We start from the raw sequence: 20,548 nt of genomic DNA, 5'->3' as shown, positions 1-20,548 counted from the left end.
GGCCCTGGCCCGGACTTCCGCGCCGCGTTGTCGGTGGGGTGCGGCAGGATGGGGCGAATGAGCGAGCAGAGCCCTGCCGAGGACACCCGAGAGGGGTACGCGGACGCGTTGCCGGAGTACGCCGAGCGGGTCCTGGAGGCCGCCGAGCGGATTCCGCCGGGCCGGGTCATGACGTACGGCGATGTCGCCGAGTGGCTCGAAGAGGGCGGACCCCGCCAGGTGGGCCGGGTGATGGCCCTCTACGGCGGCGCCGTCCCCTGGTGGCGCGTGGTGCGCGCGGACGGGGTGCTGCTGCCCGGCCACGAGCTGCGTGCCCTCGATCACTACCGCGCGGAGGGCACGCCGCTGAAGCAGGCGGGCAGGAGCACCGAGGGCCATCTGCCGCGGCTCGACATGAGACGGGCCCGATGGGACGGCGGCACGGTCGCGGAGGGTCACACCTGACAGCTTCCGCCATCGGATGCCGTCGAGGGGAACCCGTGGCCCGTACGAGGGACAGGGGGGACGTCCGTGGCATGACGTACGTTCGTGTGGTGAGGGACCCACGTGACGCGAGGGCCACGAGTGCCGCGAGGGAAGAAGCGGAAGCCCTGCTTCCGTCCGGGGCGGCGGCGTAGCGTCGGCTGCACGTGTCCCCCTCACCCCGCGGCCACCGCCTCGCACGCGTGACCGCCCGCCCACCAGCACAACCACCAGGACCGGCGAACCACGTGAGCTCCTCTTCCTCCACCAGGCGCCTGCCGCACCCCCCGGTGCGGCAGGGGAACCGTGGCGCTTACCGACTGGTCCGTACCCCACCCGTCGCAGTCGATCCCCCTCTTCTGGACGCCGCACAGCGCGCCGTGGTTGACCACCGGACCGGACCGCTGCTCGTTCTCGCAGGTCCGGGCACCGGCAAGACCACCACCCTGGTGGAGTCCGTGGCCGCGCGAATCGCCCGTGGCGGGGACCCGGAACGGATCCTGGTGCTGACGTTCAGCCGCAAGGCCGCCGTCGACCTGCGTGACCGCATGGCCCTGCGCATCGGCGCGGCCCGCGCTCCCCGGGCGACCACCTTCCACTCGTACTGCTACGCCCTGGTCCGCGCCCACCAGGACAGCGGCCTGTTCGCGGAGCCGCTGCGCCTGCTCTCCGGCCCCGAGCAGGACGTCACCGTCCGCGAGCTGCTCGCCGGGCAGCCCGAGCTGGAGCGGCTCGGGCTCGACCACGTGCGCTGGCCGGACGAACTGCGCGCCTGCCTGACCACGCGCGGCTTCGCCGACGAGGTCCGCGCCGTCCTCGCCCGCAGCCGTGAGCTGGGCCTCGGCCCCGGTGCGCTGGACGCCTTCGCCCGCCGCATCGGCCGCCCCGACTGGCGCGCGGCCGCCGCCTTCCTCGCCGAGTACCTGGACGTCCTCGACCTGCAGGGCGTCATCGACTACGCCGAACTGGTCCACCGCGCGGTGCTGCTCGCCCACCGCCCCGAGGCCGCGGCACAGCTCGCCGCCCGGTACGACGCCGTGTACGTCGACGAGTACCAGGACACCGACCCCGCCCAGGTACGGCTCCTGCAGGCCCTGGCCGGCGGCGGACGGACCCTGGTCGCCCTCGGCGACCCCGACCAGTCGATCTACACGTTCCGGGGCGCCGACGTGAACGGCATCCTGGACTTCCCGGCGGCCTTCCCGCGCGCGGGCGGCCGCCCGGCCCCCGTCGAGGTGCTGCGCACCTCCCGCCGCTCCGGCGCCGCTCTGCTGGCCGCGACCCGGCTGATCACCCAGCGCATGCCGCTGCCCCGGCTGCCCGCCGAGAAGGTGCGCGCCCACCGCGAGCCGGCAGCCGTGCGGGACGGCGGCCGCGTCGAGGTCTACACGTACCCGACCGCAGGTACGGAGCTGGACAACATCGCCGACATCCTGCGCCGCGCGCACCTGGAGGACGGCGTCCCCTGGAGCGACATGGCCGTCCTCGTACGCGCCGGCTCCCGCACCATCCCGACCCTCCGCCGCGCCCTCACCGCCGCCGGCGTCCCCCTGGACATCGACGGCGACGACCTGCCCCTGCGCCACGAGCCGGCGGTCGCCCCCCTGCTGGCGGCACTCAGGGCGGTGGCCACGGCGGAGGCGGCCCGGAGTCCCCAGGAGGGGGTGTCCGGCGAAGCGGCGGGGGCATCGACTGCCGGGGCCGGGGCCCAGGTGCGTGCCGAGGCCGGCACGGACGGCACTGCCGGAGCCGGGGCTCAGGCGTCCGCCAAGGCCGATACGGAGGGGGCTGCGGAAGCCAACGGGCTGGCGTCTGCCAAGGCCGATACGGAGGGGTCTGTCCAACTCGACGGGCTGACGTCTGCGGGGGCGGACACGGAGGGCTCTGCCCTCGCCGGCACCCGTGCGTCTGCCGAGGTCGGCACGGACGGCAGTGCCGGAGCCGGGGCCCAGGCGTCTGCCGAGGCCGACGAGGGGTCTGTTGAAGTCGACGGGGTGGCGCCTGCGCGAGCCGACACAGAGGGCTCTGCCCACGCCGACCCCAGTGAGCCCGCCGAGGCCGCCACGCACGGCACCGCCGAAACCGGCACCCATGCGCCCGCCGCCGAGCCGGCCGCCGTCGATCCGCCCGCCACCGAGCCCCCGCCAACATCCACTGGCTCGACGCCGAAACCGCCCTCACCCTCCTCGCCTCCCCGCTCGCCGGCATGGACACCGCCGACCTGCGGCGCCTCGGGCGTGCCCTGCGTGAGGAGGAGCGGGCCGCTGGGACCCCGTTGCCGCCGCCCTCGGACGAGCTGCTCGCGCGGGCGCTCGCCGAACCCGAGCGCCTGGTGGCGCACGACCCGGCGTACGCGCGGGGGGCGCAGCGCCTGGGCGCGCTGCTCCGTAAGGCCCGCGAGCGCCTCGCGGGTGGCGGCACGGCCGAGGAGGCGCTGTGGGACCTGTGGGAGGGCACGCCCTGGCCCGCGCGCCTGGAGCGGGCCGCGCGGCGCGGCGGCGCGGCCGGCCGTAACGCGGACCGTGACCTGGATGCCGTGTGCGCGCTGTTCGCCACGGCCGCGCGCGCGGAGGAGCGCACCGGAGGCCGCGGCGCCCTGAACTTCCTGGAGGAGATCGACGCCGAGGACATCGCCGCCGACACCCTCACCCGCCGCGCCGTGCGCCCCGACGCCGTCCGCCTGATGACCGCGCACCGCGCCAAGGGCCTGGAATGGCGGCTGGTCGTCGTCGCCGGCGTCCAGGAGGGTCTGTGGCCCGATCTGCGCCGCCGTGGCTCCCTCCTGGAGGCCGACCGCATCGGCCGCGACGGACTCGCCGAACCGCTCACCCCGGGCGCGCTGCTCGCCGAGGAGCGCCGCCTGTTCTACGTGGCCGCCACGCGCGCGCGTGACCGTCTCGTCGTCACCGCCGTGAAGGCACCGGCCGACGACGGCGACCAGCCCTCCCGTTTCCTGACCGAGCTGGGTGTCGAACCCCGGGACGTCACCGGCCGCCCGCGCCGCCCGCTGTCCGTGGCCGCGCTCGTCGCCGAGCTGCGCGCCACCACCGTCGACCCGCGCGCCTCGGCCGCCCTGCGGGAGGCCGCCGCCCGGCGTCTGGCGAGGCTCGCCGCACTCGCCGATGAGGACGGCCGCCCCTTGGTGCCGTCCGCGCACCCCTACCGCTGGTGGGGCATGTTCGAGCCGACCGAGAGCAAGGTGCCGCTGCGCCACCGCGACCAGCCCGTCGTGCTCTCCGGCAGCGCCCTCGACCAGCTCGCCAACACGTGCGCCCTGCAGTGGTTCCTGGGCCGCGAGGTGAAGGCCGACGCGCCCGCCACCGCCGCCCAGGGCTTCGGCAACGTCGTCCACGTCCTCGCCGACGAGGTCGCCTCCGGCCGCACCCCCGCCGACCTCGACGTGCTCATGGAACGCCTGGATTCCGTGTGGAACGCTCTCGCCTTCGACGCGCCCTGGAAGTCCGCGCAGGAGAAGGACAACGCGCGCGCGGCGCTCGAACGCTTCCTGAACTGGCACGTACTGGACCGCACCGGCCGCACCCCGGTGACGAGCGAGCAGGACTTCGACGTCACCCTCGAAGCGGGCGACTACCAGGTCCGCATCCGCGGCCAGATGGACCGCGTCGAGGCGGACGGCGAGGGCCGCGCCTACGTCGTGGACTTCAAGACCGGCAAGCAGGCCCCCAGCGGCGCCGAGGTGTCCCGCCATCCCCAGCTCGCCGTCTACCAGCTCGCCGTCCGTGAAGGCGCCGTGGACACCGCCTTCGACGGCGTACGACCCGAGCCCGGCGGCGCCGAACTGGTGCACCTCAGGCAGGGCGCGGCCAAGCGGGACGGCGGCGAGACCCTGCCCAAGGTGCAGGCCCAGGAGCCGCTGGCGGGGGAGTGGGTCGGCGACCTGCTGGCCACCGCCGCCGGAAAGGTCCTGGACGAGCGGTTCGCACCGACGGCCGGACAGCACTGCACGCACTGTGCGTTCCGCGCCTCCTGCAGCGCACGGCCCGAGGGACGGCACGTGGTCGAGTGACCCGCGCCAGGAGCGAGGGTGACGTACGGCACCCAAGGCGCTGACCTGCGTCTCTTCCTCCCCAGGCAGCTGATCCGTCCGCGGTTGTCAGTGCCCGCCGCTAGCCTCTGACGACATGCCCGCCCGTATCACCGACCCCGAGCAGCTCAAGGAGCTCCTCGGCATCCCGTTCACCCCGGAGCAGACGGCCTGCATCACCGCGCCGCCCGCACCGCAGGTGATCGTGGCCGGAGCCGGTTCGGGCAAGACCACCGTGATGGCGGCCCGAGTGGTCTGGCTGGTCGGCACCGGCCAGGTCGCCCCCGAACAGGTCCTCGGCCTGACCTTCACCAACAAAGCCGCGGGCGAACTCGCCGAACGCGTCCGCAAGGCACTGATCAAGGCCGGCGTCACCGACCCCGACGTCATCGACCCGGACAATCCGCCCGGCGAGCCGGTGATCTCGACGTACCACGCCTTCGCCGGCCGCCTGCTGACCGACCACGGCCTGCGCATCGGCCTCGAGCCGACCTCCCGGCTGCTGGCCGACGCCACCCGCTACCAGCTCGCCGCGCGCGTGCTGCGCGAGGCCCCCGGGCCCTACCCGGCGCTGACCCGCTCCTTCGCCGACCTCGTCAGCGACCTGCTCACCCTCGACTCCGAACTCGCCGAACACCTCGTGGACCCCGGACGACTGCGCGCCTGGGACGCCGGCCTGCTGCACGCCCTGGAGAGCGCCAAGCTCACCAACGCCGACCTGCGCAAGATCCCCGAGACCGCCGCCGCCCGCCGCGAACTCGCCGACCTCGTCGTGCGCTACCGGGCCGCCAAGCGCGAACGCGACCTGCTCGACTTCGGCGACCAGATCGCCCTGTCCGCCCGCCTCGCCGGCATCCCCGAGGTGGGCCGGCTGCTGCGCGAGGAGTTCCGCGTGGTGCTCCTGGACGAGTACCAGGACACCTCCGTGGCCCAGCGTGTCCTGCTGTCGGGCTTGTTCGGCGGCGGCACGGGCCACCCGGTGACCGCCGTCGGCGACCCCTGCCAGGCCATCTACGGCTGGCGCGGCGCCTCCGTCGCCAACCTGGACGACTTCCCCGAGCACTTCGCCCACGCCGACGGCAGCTCCGCCACCCGGCAGGCGCTCAGCGAGAACCGCCGCAGCGGCGGCCGCCTCCTCGACCTCGCCAACGGCCTCGCCGAACCGCTGCGCGCCATGCACGCGGGCGTGGAGGCCCTCCGCCCGGCCCCCGGCGCCGAACACGACGGCACGGTCCGCTGCGCCCTGCTGCCCACCCACGCGGAGGAGATCGACTGGATCGCCGACTCCATCGCCCACCTCGTGCGCACCGACAAGGCCCCCGGCGAGATCGCCGTACTGTGCCGCACGGCCACCGACTTCGCCGAGATCCAGGGCGCCCTCGTCGCCCGCGACATCCCCGTGGAGGTCGTCGGCCTCTCCGGGCTGCTGCACCTGCCCGAGATCGCCGACCTCGTCGCCGTCTGCGAAGTCCTCCAGGACCCCGGGGCCAACGCCTCCCTGGTCCGCCTGCTGACCGGCCCGCGCTGGCGCATCGGCCCCCGCGACCTCGCCCTCCTCGGCCGCCGCGCGCGGCTGCTGGTCGCCCACACGCGCGCGGGCGACACCGACGACCCCGACCGCAGGCTCGCCGAGGCTGTCGAAGGCGTCGACCCGTCGGAGGTGATATCGCTCGCGGACGCCCTGGACACCTTCCTGGAGGCACCTCTCGACGAGGGCGACGGGGACGACGACGGGCTGCCGTTCTCCCCGGACGCGCGCGTGCGCTTCGCCCGCCTGGCCGCCGAACTGCGCGATCTGCGCCGCTCCCTGTCCGACCCGCTGATGGACGTCCTGCACCGCGTTCTCGCGGTCACCGGCCTGGAGGTGGAGCTGTCGGCGTCCCCGCACGCGCTCGCCGCCCGCCGCCGCGAGACCCTGTCCAACTTCCTCGACGTCGCGGCCTCGTTCGCGGCCGGCGACGGCGAGGCCACACTGCTGGCCTTCCTCGGCTTCCTGCGCACTGCCGCCCAGTACGAGAAGGGCCTCGACAACGCCCTGCCCGGCGGCGAGAACACCGTCAAGGTGCTCACCGCGCACAAGTCGAAGGGCCTGGAGTGGGACGTCGTCGCCGTACCCGGACTCGTCAACGGCACTTTTCCCAGCGCCCAGGGCCGCGAGAAGTGGACCGCGCAGGCCAAGGTGCTGCCGCACGCCCTGCGCGGCGACACCGACACCCTGCCCGACATCGACTCCTGGGACTCCCGGGGCATGAAGGCCTTCCACGAGGCCGTGAAGGAGCACCAGCACACCGAGGAACTCCGCCTCGGCTACGTCACCTTCACCCGCCCCCGCTCCCTCCTCCTCGGCTCCGGCCACTGGTGGGGGCCCAGCCAGAAGAAGCCACGGGGACCCTCCGACTTCCTCCAGGCCCTCCACGACCACTGCGCCGCCGGGTACGGCGAGATCGAGGCATGGGCCGACGAGCCCGGCGAGGAGGAGGAGAACCCGGCCCTGCACACGGCCACCGCCGACCAGGCGTGGCCCCTGCCCCTGGACGACGCGGCCCTGGCCCGCCGCCGCGCGGCCGCCGAGACCGTCCTCACCCACCTGGACACCCTGGCCGCCCGCCAGGACGGCCACCCGCCCGCCACCCACGACCCCGCCGCCTTCGACGACCCGGAGTGGCCCGCACCGCCGGACGAAGAAGACCCCGACTGGCCCGCCCCGACGGACGACGAGGACCCCTACGGCGAAGAGTTCCCGTACGACCAGGACCCCTTCGCCGACGAGGCACCGTACGACGACGGCGCCGCCTCCCCGAAGGAGCCCGTCGACTGGGACTCCTGGACCGCCGAGCGGCCGACCGTCCCCCACCAGGCGCCCGCCCCGGCCGAGCCCGCTCGCTCCGGCGCACACACCCACCCCACCGAGCCCGAACGCCTCGCGCCCCTCACACCCGAGGAAGCCCGCACTCTCGACTCCTGGGACCGCGACCTCGACGCGCTCACCGGCGAGCTGCTGCGCGCCCGGCAGAGCGTCACGGACGTCCCCCTTCCGGCCACACTGACCGCGTCCCAGCTGCTGCGTCTCGCCGAGGACCCGGACGGGCTCGCACAGGAACTCGCACGCCCCATGCCGCGCCCCCCGCAACCCGCCGCGCGCCGGGGCACCCGCTTCCACGCCTGGGTCGAAGCACGCTTCGAGGAACTGACACTGCCCATGCTGGAGCCGGACGAGCTGCCCGGCAGCGAGGCCGAGATCGCCGACGAACGCGACCTCGAAGCCCTCAAGGACGCCTTCGAACGCACCGAGTACGCCCACCGCACCCCGTACCGGATCGAGGCCCCCTTCCAGCTCACCCTCGCCGGCCGCGTCGTACGCGGCCGCATCGACGCCGTCTACCGCAACGGCGACGGCGACGACGCGACCTACGAGATCGTCGACTGGAAGACCAGCCGCACCCGCACCGCCGACCCGCTCCAGCTCGCCGTGTACCGGCTGGCCTGGGCCGAGCAGCAGGGCGTGCCGCCCGAGTCGGTCACGGCCGTCTTCCTGTACGTGCGCAGCGGCGAGGTCGTACGCCCCGAGGACCTGCCCGACCGGGCAGCCCTGGAACGGCTGCTCACCGGTGATCCCACGGGGGACACACCAGGGGCACGTAAAGGATCCCCAGTGTGACGAACCGCCCGCCGAGGATGTCGGTGCGGGCCGATAGGCTCGTGAGCATGAGCCAGACCCCGGACAGCGCCGTCCGTACGTACATCGAGCAGCACCGCGCCGCCTTCCTCGACGACCTCGCCGCATGGCTGCGCATCCCCTCCGTGTCGGCCCAGCCCGACCACGCGCCCGACGTACGCGACAGCGCCGACTGGCTCGCCGCCCAGCTCAAGGAGACCGGCTTCCCGACCACCGAGGTCTGGCCGACCCCCGGCGCCCCCGCCGTCTTCGCCGAGTGGCCCTCGGGCGACCCCCAGGCGCCCACCGTCCTCGTCTACGGCCACCACGACGTACAGCCCGCCGCCCGCGAGGACGGCTGGGACAGCGACCCCTTCGAGCCCGTCATCCGGGACAACCGCCTCTACGCGCGCGGGGCGGCCGACGACAAGGGCCAGGTGTTCTTCCACACGCTCGGCGTCCGCGCCCACCTCGCCGCCACCGGCCGCACCGCCCCCGCGGTCAACCTGAAGCTGCTGATCGAGGGTGAGGAGGAGTCCGGCTCCGAGCACTTCCGGGCCCTCGTCGAGGAACGCGCCGACCGGCTCGCCGCCGACGCCGTGATCGTCTCCGACACCGGCATGTGGTCCGAGGACACCCCGACCGTCTGCACCGGCATGCGCGGCCTCGCCGAGTGCGAGATCCGGCTGTACGGCCCCGACCAGGACATCCACTCCGGCTCCTTCGGCGGCGCCGTCCCCAACCCGGCCACCGCCGCCGCCCGCCTGGTGGCCGCCCTGCACGACGAGCACGCGCACGTGGCCGTCCCCGGCTTCTACGACGGCATAGCGGAGCTGACCGACCGCGAACGCGAGCTGTTCGCCGAGCTGCCGTTCGACGAGGAGCAGTGGCTGCGCACCGCCAAGTCGTACGCCACCCACGGCGAGGCCGGGCACACCACCCTGGAGCGCATCTGGGCCCGCCCGACCGTCGAGGTCAACGGCATCGGCGGTGGCTACCAGGGCCCCGGCAGCAAGACGATCATCCCCTCCTCGGCCATGGTGAAGCTGTCCTTCCGCCTGGTCGCCGGCCAGGACCCCGACCACATCGAGAAGGCCGTCCGCGCCTGGGCGGCACAGCAGGTACCCGCCGGGATCAGGCTCGAGATCAGCTTCGGCCCCGCCACGCGCCCCTGCCTGACCCCGCTCGACCACCCCGCGCTGCAGTCCGTGGTCCGCGCCATGGGCCGCGCCTTCCAGAGCCCGGTCCGCTACACCCGCGAGGGCGGCTCCGGACCCGCCGCCGACCTCCAGGAGGTTCTCGGCGCCCCCGTCCTCTTCCTGGGCATCTCCGTCCCCTCCGACGGCTGGCACGCCCCGAACGAGAAGGTCGAACTCGACCTCCTCCTCAAAGGCGTCGAAACCAGCGCCTACCTGTGGGGTGACCTCGCCGAGAACTGGCGTCACGCCCCCTGACCGGCAGGCGCCGAACGGGACCGCATCGCGCGCGGGGCACACTGGAAGGACCGCCCGCACGCCCGCCCGAGCCCGGCCCGGTGCCGTCCCGCCCTACGACCCGCCCGAACCGCCCGCCGAAACGAACCGTTCCATTGGGGGAGTTGGAAGCACCCGTGACCACCTGGACCGACCACACCGCCGAACGACCCATCTCGCTCACCGCCCCGAGCGGCATCGACCGCGCCGCCCACCACCGGCTCGACGAGGCCTGGCTCGCAGCGGCATGGAGCCACCCCGCCACCCGCTGCTTCGTGGTCTCCGGCGGCCAGGTACTCATCGACGAGACGCCCGACGGCCGGACCGAACTCGTCATGACCCCCTCCTTCGAGGCACCCCTCACCGAGGCCCACCGCTACTTCCTCGGCATCGACGAGGACGGCGTCAGCTACTTCGCCCTCCAGAAGGACGCACTGCCCGGCCGCATCGACCAGTCCGCCCGCCCGGCGGGCCTGCGCGAAGCCGGACTGCTGCTGTCACCGCGGGACGCGGGCCTCATGGTGCACGCGGTCGGCCTGGAGAACTGGCAGCGCACCCACCGCTTCTGCTCCCGCTGCGGCGAGCGCACGGTCATCGCCGCCGCCGGCCACATCCGCCGCTGCCAGGCCTGCGGCGCCGAGCACTACCCGCGCACCGACCCCGCCGTGATCATGGCCGTCACCGACGAGGACGACCGGATCCTGCTCGGCCGCCAGGTCCACTGGCCCGAGGGCCGCTTCTCCACACTCGCCGGCTTCGTCGAACCCGGCGAGTCCATCGAGCAGTCGGTACGCCGCGAGGTCTTCGAGGAGGCCGGCATCACCGTCGGCCCCGTCGAGTACGTGGCCAGCCAGCCCTGGCCCTTCCCGTCCAGCCTCATGCTGGGCTTCATGGCCCGCGCCACCACCACCGACATCGACGTCGACGGCGACGAGATCCACGAGGCCCGCTGGTTCTCCCGCGAGGAACTGCACGCCGCCTTCGAGGCCGGCGAGGTACTGCCCCCGTACGGCATCTCCATCGCCGCCCGCCTGATCGAGATGTGGTACGGCAAGCCGCTGCCGACGAGGAGCTTCATCTGAGGCCACGGGCACGCCCGTGTGGGACAAGACACAAAAAGGCGGCTCCTGAGGCACCAACAGCCTCAGGAGCCGCCTTTCCCACAAGCCGGGACCGGCCTGTTAGTTACGCGGCGAGCTTCTGCTTCACCTGCGCCAGCGACGGGTTCGTCAGCGTGGAGCCGTCACCGAAGAGCACGGTCGGGACCGTCTGGTTTCCGCCATTCGCCTTCTCCACGAAAGCGGCGGACTCCGGGTCCTGCTCGATGTTGATCTCGGTGTAGGCGATGCCCTCGCGGTCCAGCTGCTTCTTCAGCCGCTGGCAGTAGCCACACCAAGTCGTGCTGTACATCGTCACAGTGCCCTGCATGTCTCTCGCGCTCCTCAGGCAGCTCGGGGAAGGTTGTCCAAGCACACAACGTAAGGGACCGGCACGGCATTCCCGCCTGGGGTATCCGGCCCCCGGCTGTGACACCTGCCGCATTAGTACGACTGCGACGGCCCGCCTGTGGACAACCGGCACAGCAGTCCCGGACGACCTGGCAGCATGGCCATGTGACACCAGCAACGCACTCCACCCTCTTCCCGCAGGGGCCCGGCGGTTCCCCGTACTCGGCCCCGCCGAGTGGGCCCGACGCGGTGCTCGAAGGGCTCGACCCCGAGCAGCGCGAGGTGGCCACCGCCCTGCACGGCCCGGTGTGCGTCCTGGCCGGAGCGGGCACGGGCAAGACCCGGGCGATCACCCACCGCATCGCCTACGGGGTGCGCGCCGGGATCCTCCAGCCGTCCAGCGTGCTCGCCGTCACCTTCACCAACCGCGCCGCAGGCGAGATGCGCGGCCGCCTGCGCCAGCTCGGCGCCCACGGCGTCCAGGCCCGCACCTTCCACTCCGCCGCTCTGCGCCAGCTCCAGTACTTCTGGCCGAAAGCGATCGGTGGCTCCATGCCCCGACTCGTCGACCGCAAGATCCAACTCGTCGCCGACGCGGCCGCCGCCTGCAAGCTCCGCCTCGACCGCGGCGAGCTGCGGGACGCCACCGCCGAGATCGAATGGTCCAAGGTCACCCAGACCGTCCCCGCCGACTACCCGTACGCGGCAGCAAAGGCAGGCCGCGACACCCCACGCGACCCCGCCGAGATCGCCCACCTCTACGCGGCCTACGAAGACCTCAAACGCGACCGCGCCGTCATCGACTTCGAAGACGTCCTGCTGCTCACCGTCGCCGTCCTCCAGGACCGACACGACATCGCCGAACAGGTCCGCACTCAGTACCAGCACTTCGTCGTCGACGAATACCAGGACGTCAGCCCCCTCCAGCAGCGACTCCTGGAACTCTGGCTCGGCAACCGCGACAGCCTGTGCGTCGTCGGCGACGCCAGCCAGACGATCTACTCGTTCACCGGAGCAACACCCGACCACCTCCTCGACTTCCGCGCCCGCCACCCCGGCGCCACCGTCGTCAAACTGGTCCGCGACTACCGCTCCACCCCCCAGGTCGTCCACCTCGCCAACGGACTGCTCGCCCAGGCCAGCGGCCGCGCCGCAGACCACCGGCTGGAACTTGTCTCCCAGCGCCCCGCGGGCCCCGACCCCGTCTACACCGAGTACACCGACGAACCCGCCGAGGCCGAAGGCGCCGCCCGCCGCATCCGCGAACTGATCGACGCCGGCGTCCCGGCCGCCGAGATCGCCATCCTCTTCCGCACCAACTCCCAGTCCGAGACCTACGAACAAGCCCTCGCCGACGCCGGAGTCCCCTACCAGCTCCGCGGCGCCGAACGCTTCTTCGACCGCCCCGAAGTACGCAAGGCAGGCGTCGCCCTGCGCGGCGCAGCCCGCTTCGGCGGCAACGACTCCCTGCTCGACGACGCCGTGGACCTGCCCTCCCAGGTGCGCGCCGTGCTCTCCGGAGACGGCTGGACCAGCGAACCCCCCGCCGGCTCCGGCGCCGCCAGAGAACGCTGGGAGTCACTCGCCGCCCTCGTCAACCTCGCCCACGACTTCGCCGCCGCCCACCCGAAGGCCACCCTCGGCGACTTCGTGACAGAACTCGACGAGCGGGCCAACGCCCAGCACGCCCCCACCGTCCAGGGCGTCACCCTGGCCTCCCTGCACGCGGCCAAGGGCCTGGAGTGGGACGTCGTCTTCCTGGTCGGCATCGCCGAGGGCATGGTGCCGATCACCTACGCGAAGACGGACGAACAGATCGAAGAAGAGCGCCGCCTCCTCTACGTCGGCGTGACCCGCGCCAGAGAACGGCTCCACCTCTCCTGGTCCCTGTCCCGCTCACCCGGCGGCCGCCCCAACCGCAGGCCCAGCCACTTCCTCGACGGCCTGCGCCCCGGCTCGACCGCCACCGTCGGCCGCACCGGCGCGGGAGCCGCCGGAGGCATCGAGCGCGGCACCCTCACAGAGATCCCGGCCATACCCCGGCGCGCCCAACGCACCCCGGCCCGCTGCCGCGTCTGCGGCCGCACCCTCACCGACGCCGGCGAGATGAAACTGATGCGCTGCGAAGACTGCCCCTCCGACATGGACGAAGGCATCTACGAGCGGCTGCGCACATGGCGAGCGGTCCAGGCCCGAAGCAGCGGCCAACCGGACTTCTGCGTCTTCACGGACCGGACCCTGATGGCCATCGCCGAGGCACGGCCCGACAGTCCGGCCGAACTCTCCCGCATCCCTGGCGTCCTCAGCCGCAAGCTGCAGCGCTACGGAACCGAAGTTCTGGCCATCTGTGCAGGTCAAGAGGGCGGGGAAGGTGACGAGGACGACTGATGCGAACTCGTCGAAAAAATAGTTTGCGCATGCCCCAGCAATCCCCATAGGTTCTAGGCACGGAAACAGCGGCCTTCTCGGAGGCGCTGATTCCGTGTTGTACTTGCATATCCGAACGGACTGGCTCACCCCAGTCCCCAAGACGCCGAGAGGAGGCGAGTCCAGTGATCAGCATCAACACCAGCTCCATCAGCACGGCCAAACTGACCGATCGCTCGACCGTCTCCACGTGCATGCTCGGCGCCTCGAACCAGGGCACCGGTCTGTCCGGCATTCGTGCCGCCCGTCCGGCGTCCTCCCTGTCTCTCGCGGGTCTTCCCATCCGTGAGCGCAATGAGCGACCGACCAAGGCACTGGAAGCGGTAGTGGCACGGGCACATGCCTATGCCTTTGCGGCAGCCGGTGCCGGATTCCGGAAGCAGACGACGCAGCACCACCTGATGTGGGCCTTCCGTGGGCCAGAACCCTGGAGTGATCCAGCCTGATCGCCGATCAGGCCGGCGCCTTCAGGGCCGCGGAACCCCATCCGGGATCCGCGGCCCTTCTGTTTGCCCCGAACGGGGACAACAGGGCGAAGGGGCCTCGGGACAAGGAAAGAACCCGGTACCAAGCCGACACCCGGTCAACCGGCCGGAACGACCAGACGAGGAAGACCAACCGTGCAACTCGAAGCGCACGCCCCGTCCGTACCGCCTTCACAAACGCTCCCCCCGCCCGGCCTCACGGAGGACTCCACCTTGACCCCCCTCACCGCGCTCACCGCGCTCGACGACGCCATCGAGAACCTCGGCGTACCCGTCCCCTGCCGCTCCTACGACCCCGAGGTCTTCTTCGCTGAGTCGCCGGCGGACGTCGAGTACGCCAAGTCCCTCTGCCGCACCTGCCCGCTGATCGAGGCCTGCCTCGCCGGCGCCAAGGAGCGGCGTGAGCCCTGGGGCGTCTGGGGTGGCGAGCTGTTCGTCCAGGGCGTCGTCGTCGCCCGCAAGCGGCCCCGTGGCCGCCCGCGCAAGAACCCGGTCACGGCATGAACACCGCAGGAACGATCGACCGCCCCCTCACGCACGACCCCAAGAAGCAGGCCCCGATGAAGCCGTCCACCAGCGAGCCCACCGGCTTCGCGACCCCAGACTTCACCATGAACGGCGCGACCGGCTCGCGTCAGAACAGGACCCGAGAGATGCAACTCATCCCAGAAGCCCTGGCCCGTGCGCATATGCACGAGCGCCTGCATGAGGCCGAGCAGGAACGCCGGGCCATGCGCCTGGCGACCGCCCGGCGGATGCAGCGCCGGGCGGAACGCGCCTCGCTGCGCGCCCGCCGTGCGCTCGCCATGGCCGTCATGCAGTAACCCAGCACACCCGAAGCGGTGGCCTCCCGGCACAGGGAGGCGAAGCCTTCCCCGCGGGGGCCGGTCCGACCGAACGGACCGGCCCCCGCGGTGCGTTGTGCACGGCGATCCGCCGGTCGGGGAGTTATCGTCGGCGAGTGACGAGTCCTCCCGGAGGAAGTGATCAGGGCGGCTCCACCACGGAGCCCCGCCCCCTCGTGTGCGCCCGCTGCGGCACCCCCGCCGGCGGCTCCCAGCCGGCCACCTGGACCTGCTCCGTGGAGCACGGCATCCGCCAGTACTTCTGCGACGTCTGCGCCCGGGAGAACCTACGGGCGATCGAGGGGCGGCTGGACTCGGCCTGGTGGTGAGAACGCTTCTCCGGGGCCCTCCCCCTCCCCCTCCCCCCACCCCGCCCCGCCCCTCACCAACATCGCGGCAGCCCGGCAGCCCGGAGGACCCGTACCCCCACACCCCAGATCAGGCCTCCGCCGCCGGTTCCTCCTCGGTCCATTCATCCTCGAGTGCGAACCCGGGCAGCCACTCCTCCAGTTCCTCGCGCAGCCGTACCGTGGCTCCCAGTTGGCACAGCACGCCGATGGTGCTCAGTGTCACCCGGTGTATCAGCAGATAGGCCGGCGGCAGGTTGAGCTGTTTGCCCAGCTGGTAGGCGGGGGAGCGGGGGTCGGCGATGCGGGCGGCCTGGCTGCGCATCCACGAGCGGGTGAAGGTGAACGCCTCGACCCGGGCCGGCTCGATGATCGGCAGCAGGTAGTCGAGGACCGCGTCGGGGTCCAGCTCTATGGAGTCCTTGACGAACCCCTCCGTACACAGCAGCTCGTAGACGGTCTCCGCCTCGCTGTCCAGGGTCATCCGCAGTGAGATGCCGATCGGTGCCGGCAGGCCGCCCGGGAGCCGGTCGACCGTGCCGAAGTCCAGGACGCCCAGGCGCCAGTCGTCGTCGCCGTCCGGGCCGCCGGGCAGCAGACGGAAGTTGCCGGGGTGCGGATCGGCGTGCAGCAGGCCGGTGCGGGCCGGTCCGGAGAACAGGAAGCGGGCCAGGAGCTGGCCGGCGCGGTCGCGCTGCTCCTCGGTGCCGTCCGTGATGATCTCCGACAGTGGGATCCCGTCGATCCACTCCGTGACCAGGATCTGCTCGCACTGGTGCACCACGGCCGGGACCACCACGTCCGGGTCGTCCGCGAACTCCTGCGCGTGGGCGTCCTGGGCCTGGGCCTCCAGCGCGTAGTCCAGCTCCTCGGATACGCGGTCCCGCATCTCCGCGATCAGCGGCTTGATGTCCATGCCGGGAATGAGCGGCCCCAACAGCCGGGCGAAACGGCTCAGTTGGCTCAGGTCGGACAGCAGGGCCTCGCCCGCGCCCGGGTACTGCACCTTGACCGCCACCTCACGGCCGTCGTGCCACACCGCCCGGTGCACCTGCCCGATGGAGGCTGCGGCCGCCGGTTTGTCCTCGAACTCCAGGAACAGGTCCCGCCAGTCCGCTCCCAGCCGCTCCTCGAGCACCGCGTGCACCGTGCGGGTCGGCATCGGCGGAGCCGCGTCCTGGAGTTTGGTCAGTGCCGCGCGGTAGGGGCCGGCGACCTCCTCCGGCAGGGCCGACTCGAAGACGGACAGGGCCTGCCCGAATTTCATGGCCCCGCCCTTCAACTCCCCGAGAACTTTGAACAGCTGCTCCGCAGTGCGCTGTTGCAGCTCCCGGCCGACGATCTCCGCGGACTCGCCCACGATCCGCTTGCCCAGCCCCCAGGTCGCCCGGCCTGCGAAGCCGAGCGGGAGCGCGGCGAGCTTGGCGGTACGGGTGACCGCCTTCCGGGGAAGATCAGACATGCGCCCTCCAAGTCCCAGTCGGCCGCGCCGTGCCTGCCTTGCTTCGTCGCACCGTCGACGGCCGTTGCACCGCCATTGTCTCGCGCGGCTCCCCGTCGGTTGAGGAGTGCTCCCCCTTTCCTCTCTCCGCCGCCCCGCACCCGCACGCCGGGTGTGGCCGCACCGGTCGGGAACGCCAGTTCAGACGGGGCAGGGACGTCTCCCAGCGGGCGCCCGCGCTGGACGGCGATGTCCCGTCGAGGAAGGCGAGGGCGTGTGCGGCGGCCAGTCCCGCGACCGTCGTGGCGAGCGCCAGGTCGCAGGCGCCCACGCGGCGGGCCTTTCCGGAGCGCCACTGGGCGACGAGGCGGGGCCAGGCGGGGTCCCGGTCCGTGCGGTCCTGGTGCAGGCAGCCGGCGCAGCTCGTCTCGCCGGGCAGGACGAGCGGTCCGACGACTCCGGTGCCTTCCACGACGCCCGCGTAGAGATGGGGCGTTCCGGAGGCCATGAGCGGTTCGGCGGCGAACGGGTCCGGTGTGTGCACGGCGACGTCGTCCCTGGGGGTGAGGATCACCAGGGAGAGTCCGGGATCCTTCGTGCCGCAGCGGGCGGAGCGGGTGTGGCGCGGTGGGCGGTCGGGGGCGGCGCGGCGGACTGCTGCCCGTGCCGCCGTGTCCCGGCGCTCTCGGAGGGACTCGGCGGGCAGCCCGCCCGGGGCCACGTCCCACGGTTCCACGCGCCCCACGTCGCGCACGTCGACCTCGCCGACGCCTGCCCCGGACAGTACCGAGGCCAGTACGGCGCCGACCCGCCCCGCGCCCCGTACCTGCACCCGCAGGGAGCGGCGGGCCGCGAGCCGGCCGAGGGCGCCGCCGGGTTCGGGGGTGCTCAGGGAGAGCGAGGCGAGGTCGGGGCGCAGCCGCTCCAGGACGTCCGTCTTCTCGCGCAGGGTGTCAGCGGCCGGTCCGCCGCCGCGCGTGTCGTCGAGCAGGCCGGCCCGGGTCAGCCGGTCGAGGAGTGCGTCGACGTGGCCTTCGTGCAGGTCCATGCGCCGGCCCTCCTCGCGCAGCAGGGGGAGGGCGCGGGTGCCGTTGAGCAGTTCCAGGAAGCTGCCGGTGGCCGTGTCCACCGGTCCCAGTGTCATCGCGTGCGCCGGAGTCATGCCGAACTGCACGGTGTTGAGGTCGCGCCAGCCGCGCCGCAGCGCGGGTTTCACCATCGGATGCATGACAGGTCCCCCGTATCGCGTGAATTGCCCTGAAACATTCCTTGAGCGAGTGGATGTCGATGGACATCCGTGTTGTCGGTGGAGCTGGTCGTGCTCTGTCGACGTCTGCCAGCATGCCGGGACGTGCTGACGGGTGGCGGGCGTTGTCCACAGGCGGGGGATGATCGTCGTACGAATCGGCCGCACCAGTTGGACATATCGGTCGTACAAATCAAACGCATGGTGGGGCATCGGCATCGAACCGTCCCGGAGCCGGGACTTGGGCGCTGTGCAGCGGGTAACGTCGGGGCGTGCCCGCCGACCCCCTGCACCGCGCCGGAAAGTCACAGCGCAGCACGACGAGCCAGCCGCCGAGCGGCTCGGGGGCGAGCGCGATCGAGGTCCGCAGGAGTACCCGGCGCCGCCGCACGGTCTCCGCGTACCGCGAGGGCGATCGCACCGTCGTGCTGATCCCCGCCCGGATGTCCGAGGCGGAGGAGCAGCGCTGGGTGACCGTCATGCTCGACAAACTGGCCGCCCAGGAGAGCAAACGGGTGCTGGGCGACGCGGAGCTGACCGAGCGCGCCGAGCGGCTGTCGGCCCAGTACTTCGACGGCCGGGCGCGCCCCGCCTCCGTGCGCTGGGTCACCAACCAGAACACCCGGTGGGGTTCGTGCACCCCGGCCGAGGGCAGCATCCGGCTCTCGCACCGGCTGCAGGGGATGCCGGAGTACGTCGTCGACTACGTGCTCTGCCATGAGCTGGCGCATCTGCTGGTGCCCGGTCACGGGCCGGACTTCTGGCGGCTGCTGGAGTCCTACCCGCGCACCGAGCGGGCCCGCGGTTACCTCGAAGGGGTGGTGGCGGCCGAGCGGCTGCCGCATGTGCCCGGCGCGCGCGGGGAGTGAGCCGGGCGCCGTACGTCCCCCGCCGGGCGCGGTTGTGTACCGGGTCTGTACCGACTGCGTCCGTTGTCGGGGTTTGCCGTTAGCCTGGCGCGACGCACTCACATTCGGGATGGGGGACGGTCGTAACGCATGGCCAGGGAATTCCAACGCGGCCACAAGGCCAAGGTCGGTGACCTCACGGCGGGCACGGATCTGTACGTAGGCGTGCAGATCTCCGCCCCCGGACTGACCTTCGACATCAGCTGCTTCGGTCTGGACGCCGACGAGCGTCTCTCGGACGACCAGTACTTCGTCTTCTTCAACCAGCCGAAGTCCCCGGAGGAGTCCATCCAGCTGCTGGGTGCCCAGTCGGGTGACACGGAGTCGTTCCGGGTCACCCTGGACCGGATCCCCTCCCACATCCGCAAGCTGTCCTTCACGGCGACCATCGACGGTGCCGGGCAGATGTCGCAGATCGATCCCGGATACGTGCGCATCGTGGCGGGCGGCGAGGAGGTCGCGCGGTACTCCTTCAACGGCTCGGAGTTCTCCACCGAGCGGGCCGTGATGCTCGGTGACTTCTACTTCAAGGACGTGTGGCGGTTCGCCGCGGTCGGGCAGGGCTTCGACGGCGGCCTGGAGGCGCTGCTGAAGAACTTCGGCGGCGAGGTGCTGGAGGAGGAGGCGCCCGCCGCCCCGCAGCAGCCGCAGTCCGGCGCTGCCCCCGGTTTCGCCCCGCCCGCACAGGCCGGCCTGCCTCCCGCGTTCGGCGCCCCGGCCGCGCAGGCACCCGCGCCCGCGCCTGCGCCCGCTCCGCAGGGATTCGCGCCGCCGGCTGCACCTGCGCCCCCGGCCCCGGCGCCCGCGCCGAACGTGCACGCGGCGCCGACGATCGTCGCCCCCCTGACCCCGCCCCCCGGCGGCACGGTCCATCCGCCGGCCCCGGCGCCCGCGCCCTACGGCCAGCCGCCGCAGCAGCCGTCGTACGGCGGCCAGCCCGGCGCGCCGATGCCTCCGGGCTACGGCCAGCAGCCCTCCTACGGTGGCCAGCCGGGCGCGCCCATGCCCCCGGGCTACGGCCAGCAGCCGCCCTACGGCGGCCAGGTCCCCGGCCAGCAGGCAGCCCCCTACGGAGTGCCGCAGGGCGCTCCCCAGGGCGGTGCCGGTGTGTCGGCCGCGCTCCAGGCGTTCAAGGAGACGCCCACCGGGCAGCGCTGGACGCAGCAGAACTCGAAGCTCGTCCGGGTCGACCTCGGCATCGGCGGGCAGCCCGTGCTGGCCCGGCAGGGCAGCATGGTGCTCTACCAGGGCAAGGTCGACTTCGGCTACAAGGGCGCCGGGTTCGCCGGGCGGCTCGTCGGCAACGCGACCGGCCAGGAGATGCAGCTGATGCGCTGCACCGGCCAGGGCCAGGTGTTCCTCGCCGAGAACTCCACCTACCTGCACCCCGTCGAACTGCAGGGCGACGCGATCTGCGTCTCCTCGGAGAACGTCCTCGCCTTCGACGAGAGCCTCCAGTACGAGGTCCGCCGGATCGAAGGTCACGGCATCCCCGGCGGCGCGCTGTTCACCATGCAGTTCCAGGGCACCGGCACGATCGTCGTCAAGACGCACGGCACGCCCGTCGTGCTGCCCGTGACGCCCACGACCTTCGCCGACTGCAACGCGGTGGTCGCCTGGTCGGCCGCCTCCCAGGTGATCGTCTCCAGCCAGGTCCGGATGCGCCGCAACGCCTACCCGGGCGACACCGGCGAGAGCGTCAACCTGCAGTTCCGGGGCGCGCCCGGCAACTTCATCGTCGTCCAGCCGTACGAGGTCTGAGGGAGC

At 72.6% G+C, this 20,548-nt stretch carries 14 protein-coding genes and 1 pseudogene; 12 read left to right on the top strand and 3 right to left on the bottom strand.

Translation table 11 applies throughout. The features are described 5' to 3' along the window. The first annotated feature begins 57 nt into the window (after nucleotides 1-57). The 5 genes and pseudogenes from CRP49_RS06415 to nudC all read left to right on the top strand — a co-directional run bounded on the left by CRP49_RS06415 (nucleotide 58) and on the right by nudC (nucleotide 10,716). Nucleotides 58-444: an MGMT family protein gene (locus CRP49_RS06415; RefSeq protein ID WP_097252525.1), complete on the top strand. Its 387-nt coding sequence runs from the start codon at nucleotides 58-60 to the stop codon at nucleotides 442-444. A 398-nt stretch (nucleotides 445-842) separates the two neighbouring features. After that, nucleotides 843-4,489: pseudogene (locus tag CRP49_RS06410) on the top strand (UvrD-helicase domain-containing protein). Between the two features lie 115 nt (nucleotides 4,490-4,604). Further along, complete coding sequence (locus CRP49_RS06405) at nucleotides 4,605-8,165, top strand: ATP-dependent DNA helicase (protein WP_097252524.1); 3,561 nt, start codon at nucleotides 4,605-4,607, stop codon at nucleotides 8,163-8,165. A gap of 47 nt (nucleotides 8,166-8,212) precedes the next feature. Continuing rightward, complete coding sequence (locus tag CRP49_RS06400) at nucleotides 8,213-9,616, top strand: dipeptidase (protein WP_097252523.1); 1,404 nt, start codon at nucleotides 8,213-8,215, stop codon at nucleotides 9,614-9,616. 155 nt (nucleotides 9,617-9,771) lie between these two features. Next, nucleotides 9,772-10,716 carry an NAD(+) diphosphatase gene (nudC, locus tag CRP49_RS06395; protein ID WP_094219471.1) on the top strand — a complete coding sequence of 315 codons (945 nt, stop codon included), beginning with the start codon at nucleotides 9,772-9,774 and terminating at the stop codon, nucleotides 10,714-10,716. 103 nt (nucleotides 10,717-10,819) lie between these two features. Here the strand turns inward: nudC and CRP49_RS06390 are convergent, their stop codons facing one another. Continuing rightward, on the bottom strand, nucleotides 10,820-11,062 hold the full coding sequence (locus CRP49_RS06390; protein WP_094219470.1) for a mycoredoxin: 243 nt from the start codon (nucleotides 11,060-11,062) through the stop codon (nucleotides 10,820-10,822). A 185-nt stretch (nucleotides 11,063-11,247) separates the two neighbouring features. Between CRP49_RS06390 and CRP49_RS06385 the strand changes: the two genes are divergently transcribed. The 5 genes from CRP49_RS06385 to CRP49_RS46410 all read left to right on the top strand — a co-directional run bounded on the left by CRP49_RS06385 (nucleotide 11,248) and on the right by CRP49_RS46410 (nucleotide 15,168). Next, nucleotides 11,248-13,470: an ATP-dependent DNA helicase UvrD2 gene (locus CRP49_RS06385; protein WP_373560329.1), complete on the top strand. Its 2,223-nt coding sequence runs from the start codon at nucleotides 11,248-11,250 to the stop codon at nucleotides 13,468-13,470. A gap of 164 nt (nucleotides 13,471-13,634) precedes the next feature. Continuing rightward, nucleotides 13,635-13,955: a hypothetical protein gene (locus CRP49_RS06380; RefSeq protein WP_094219468.1), complete on the top strand. Its 321-nt coding sequence runs from the start codon at nucleotides 13,635-13,637 to the stop codon at nucleotides 13,953-13,955. Between the two features lie 174 nt (nucleotides 13,956-14,129). Further along, complete coding sequence (locus tag CRP49_RS06375; protein ID WP_097252521.1) at nucleotides 14,130-14,498, top strand: WhiB family transcriptional regulator; 369 nt, start codon at nucleotides 14,130-14,132, stop codon at nucleotides 14,496-14,498. Beyond that, nucleotides 14,495-14,818 (top strand): hypothetical protein, encoded by a 324-nt coding sequence (locus CRP49_RS06370; RefSeq protein WP_097252520.1) that lies wholly within the window; start codon nucleotides 14,495-14,497, stop codon nucleotides 14,816-14,818. The genes CRP49_RS06375 and CRP49_RS06370 overlap by 4 nt, the downstream gene beginning before the upstream one ends. A gap of 137 nt (nucleotides 14,819-14,955) precedes the next feature. After that, nucleotides 14,956-15,168: a hypothetical protein gene (locus CRP49_RS46410; RefSeq protein ID WP_143669966.1), complete on the top strand. Its 213-nt coding sequence runs from the start codon at nucleotides 14,956-14,958 to the stop codon at nucleotides 15,166-15,168. Nucleotides 15,169-15,277: 109 nt separating this feature from the next. Here CRP49_RS46410 and CRP49_RS06365 read toward each other — a convergent pair whose 3' ends face one another. Continuing rightward, nucleotides 15,278-16,648: an AarF/ABC1/UbiB kinase family protein gene (locus CRP49_RS06365; protein WP_097252519.1), complete on the bottom strand. Its 1,371-nt coding sequence runs from the start codon at nucleotides 16,646-16,648 to the stop codon at nucleotides 15,278-15,280. Continuing rightward, on the bottom strand, nucleotides 16,641-17,855 hold the full coding sequence (locus CRP49_RS06360; RefSeq protein ID WP_097252518.1) for a TOMM precursor leader peptide-binding protein: 1,215 nt from the start codon (nucleotides 17,853-17,855) through the stop codon (nucleotides 16,641-16,643). The genes CRP49_RS06365 and CRP49_RS06360 overlap by 8 nt, the downstream gene beginning before the upstream one ends. A 290-nt stretch (nucleotides 17,856-18,145) precedes the next feature. Here CRP49_RS06360 and CRP49_RS06355 point away from each other — a divergent pair, with 290 nt between their 5' ends. Together CRP49_RS06355 and CRP49_RS06350 are read left to right on the top strand one after the other, a co-directional pair. Continuing rightward, on the top strand, nucleotides 18,146-18,742 hold the full coding sequence (locus CRP49_RS06355; protein ID WP_094216230.1) for a M48 family metallopeptidase: 597 nt from the start codon (nucleotides 18,146-18,148) through the stop codon (nucleotides 18,740-18,742). 129 nt (nucleotides 18,743-18,871) lie between these two features. Then, nucleotides 18,872-20,542, top strand: coding sequence for a TerD family protein (locus CRP49_RS06350; RefSeq protein WP_097252517.1), 1,671 nt, complete (start codon nucleotides 18,872-18,874; stop codon nucleotides 20,540-20,542). Nucleotides 20,543-20,548 lie beyond the last annotated feature (6 nt).

Source organism: Streptomyces sp. Ag109_G2-15 (assembly GCF_900215565.1).
Taxonomy (GTDB): Bacteria; Actinomycetota; Actinomycetes; order Streptomycetales; family Streptomycetaceae; genus Streptomyces; species Streptomyces diastatochromogenes.
The sequence above is the reverse complement of the archived record's forward strand: the minus strand, read 5'-3'. Positions and strand labels throughout refer to the sequence as shown.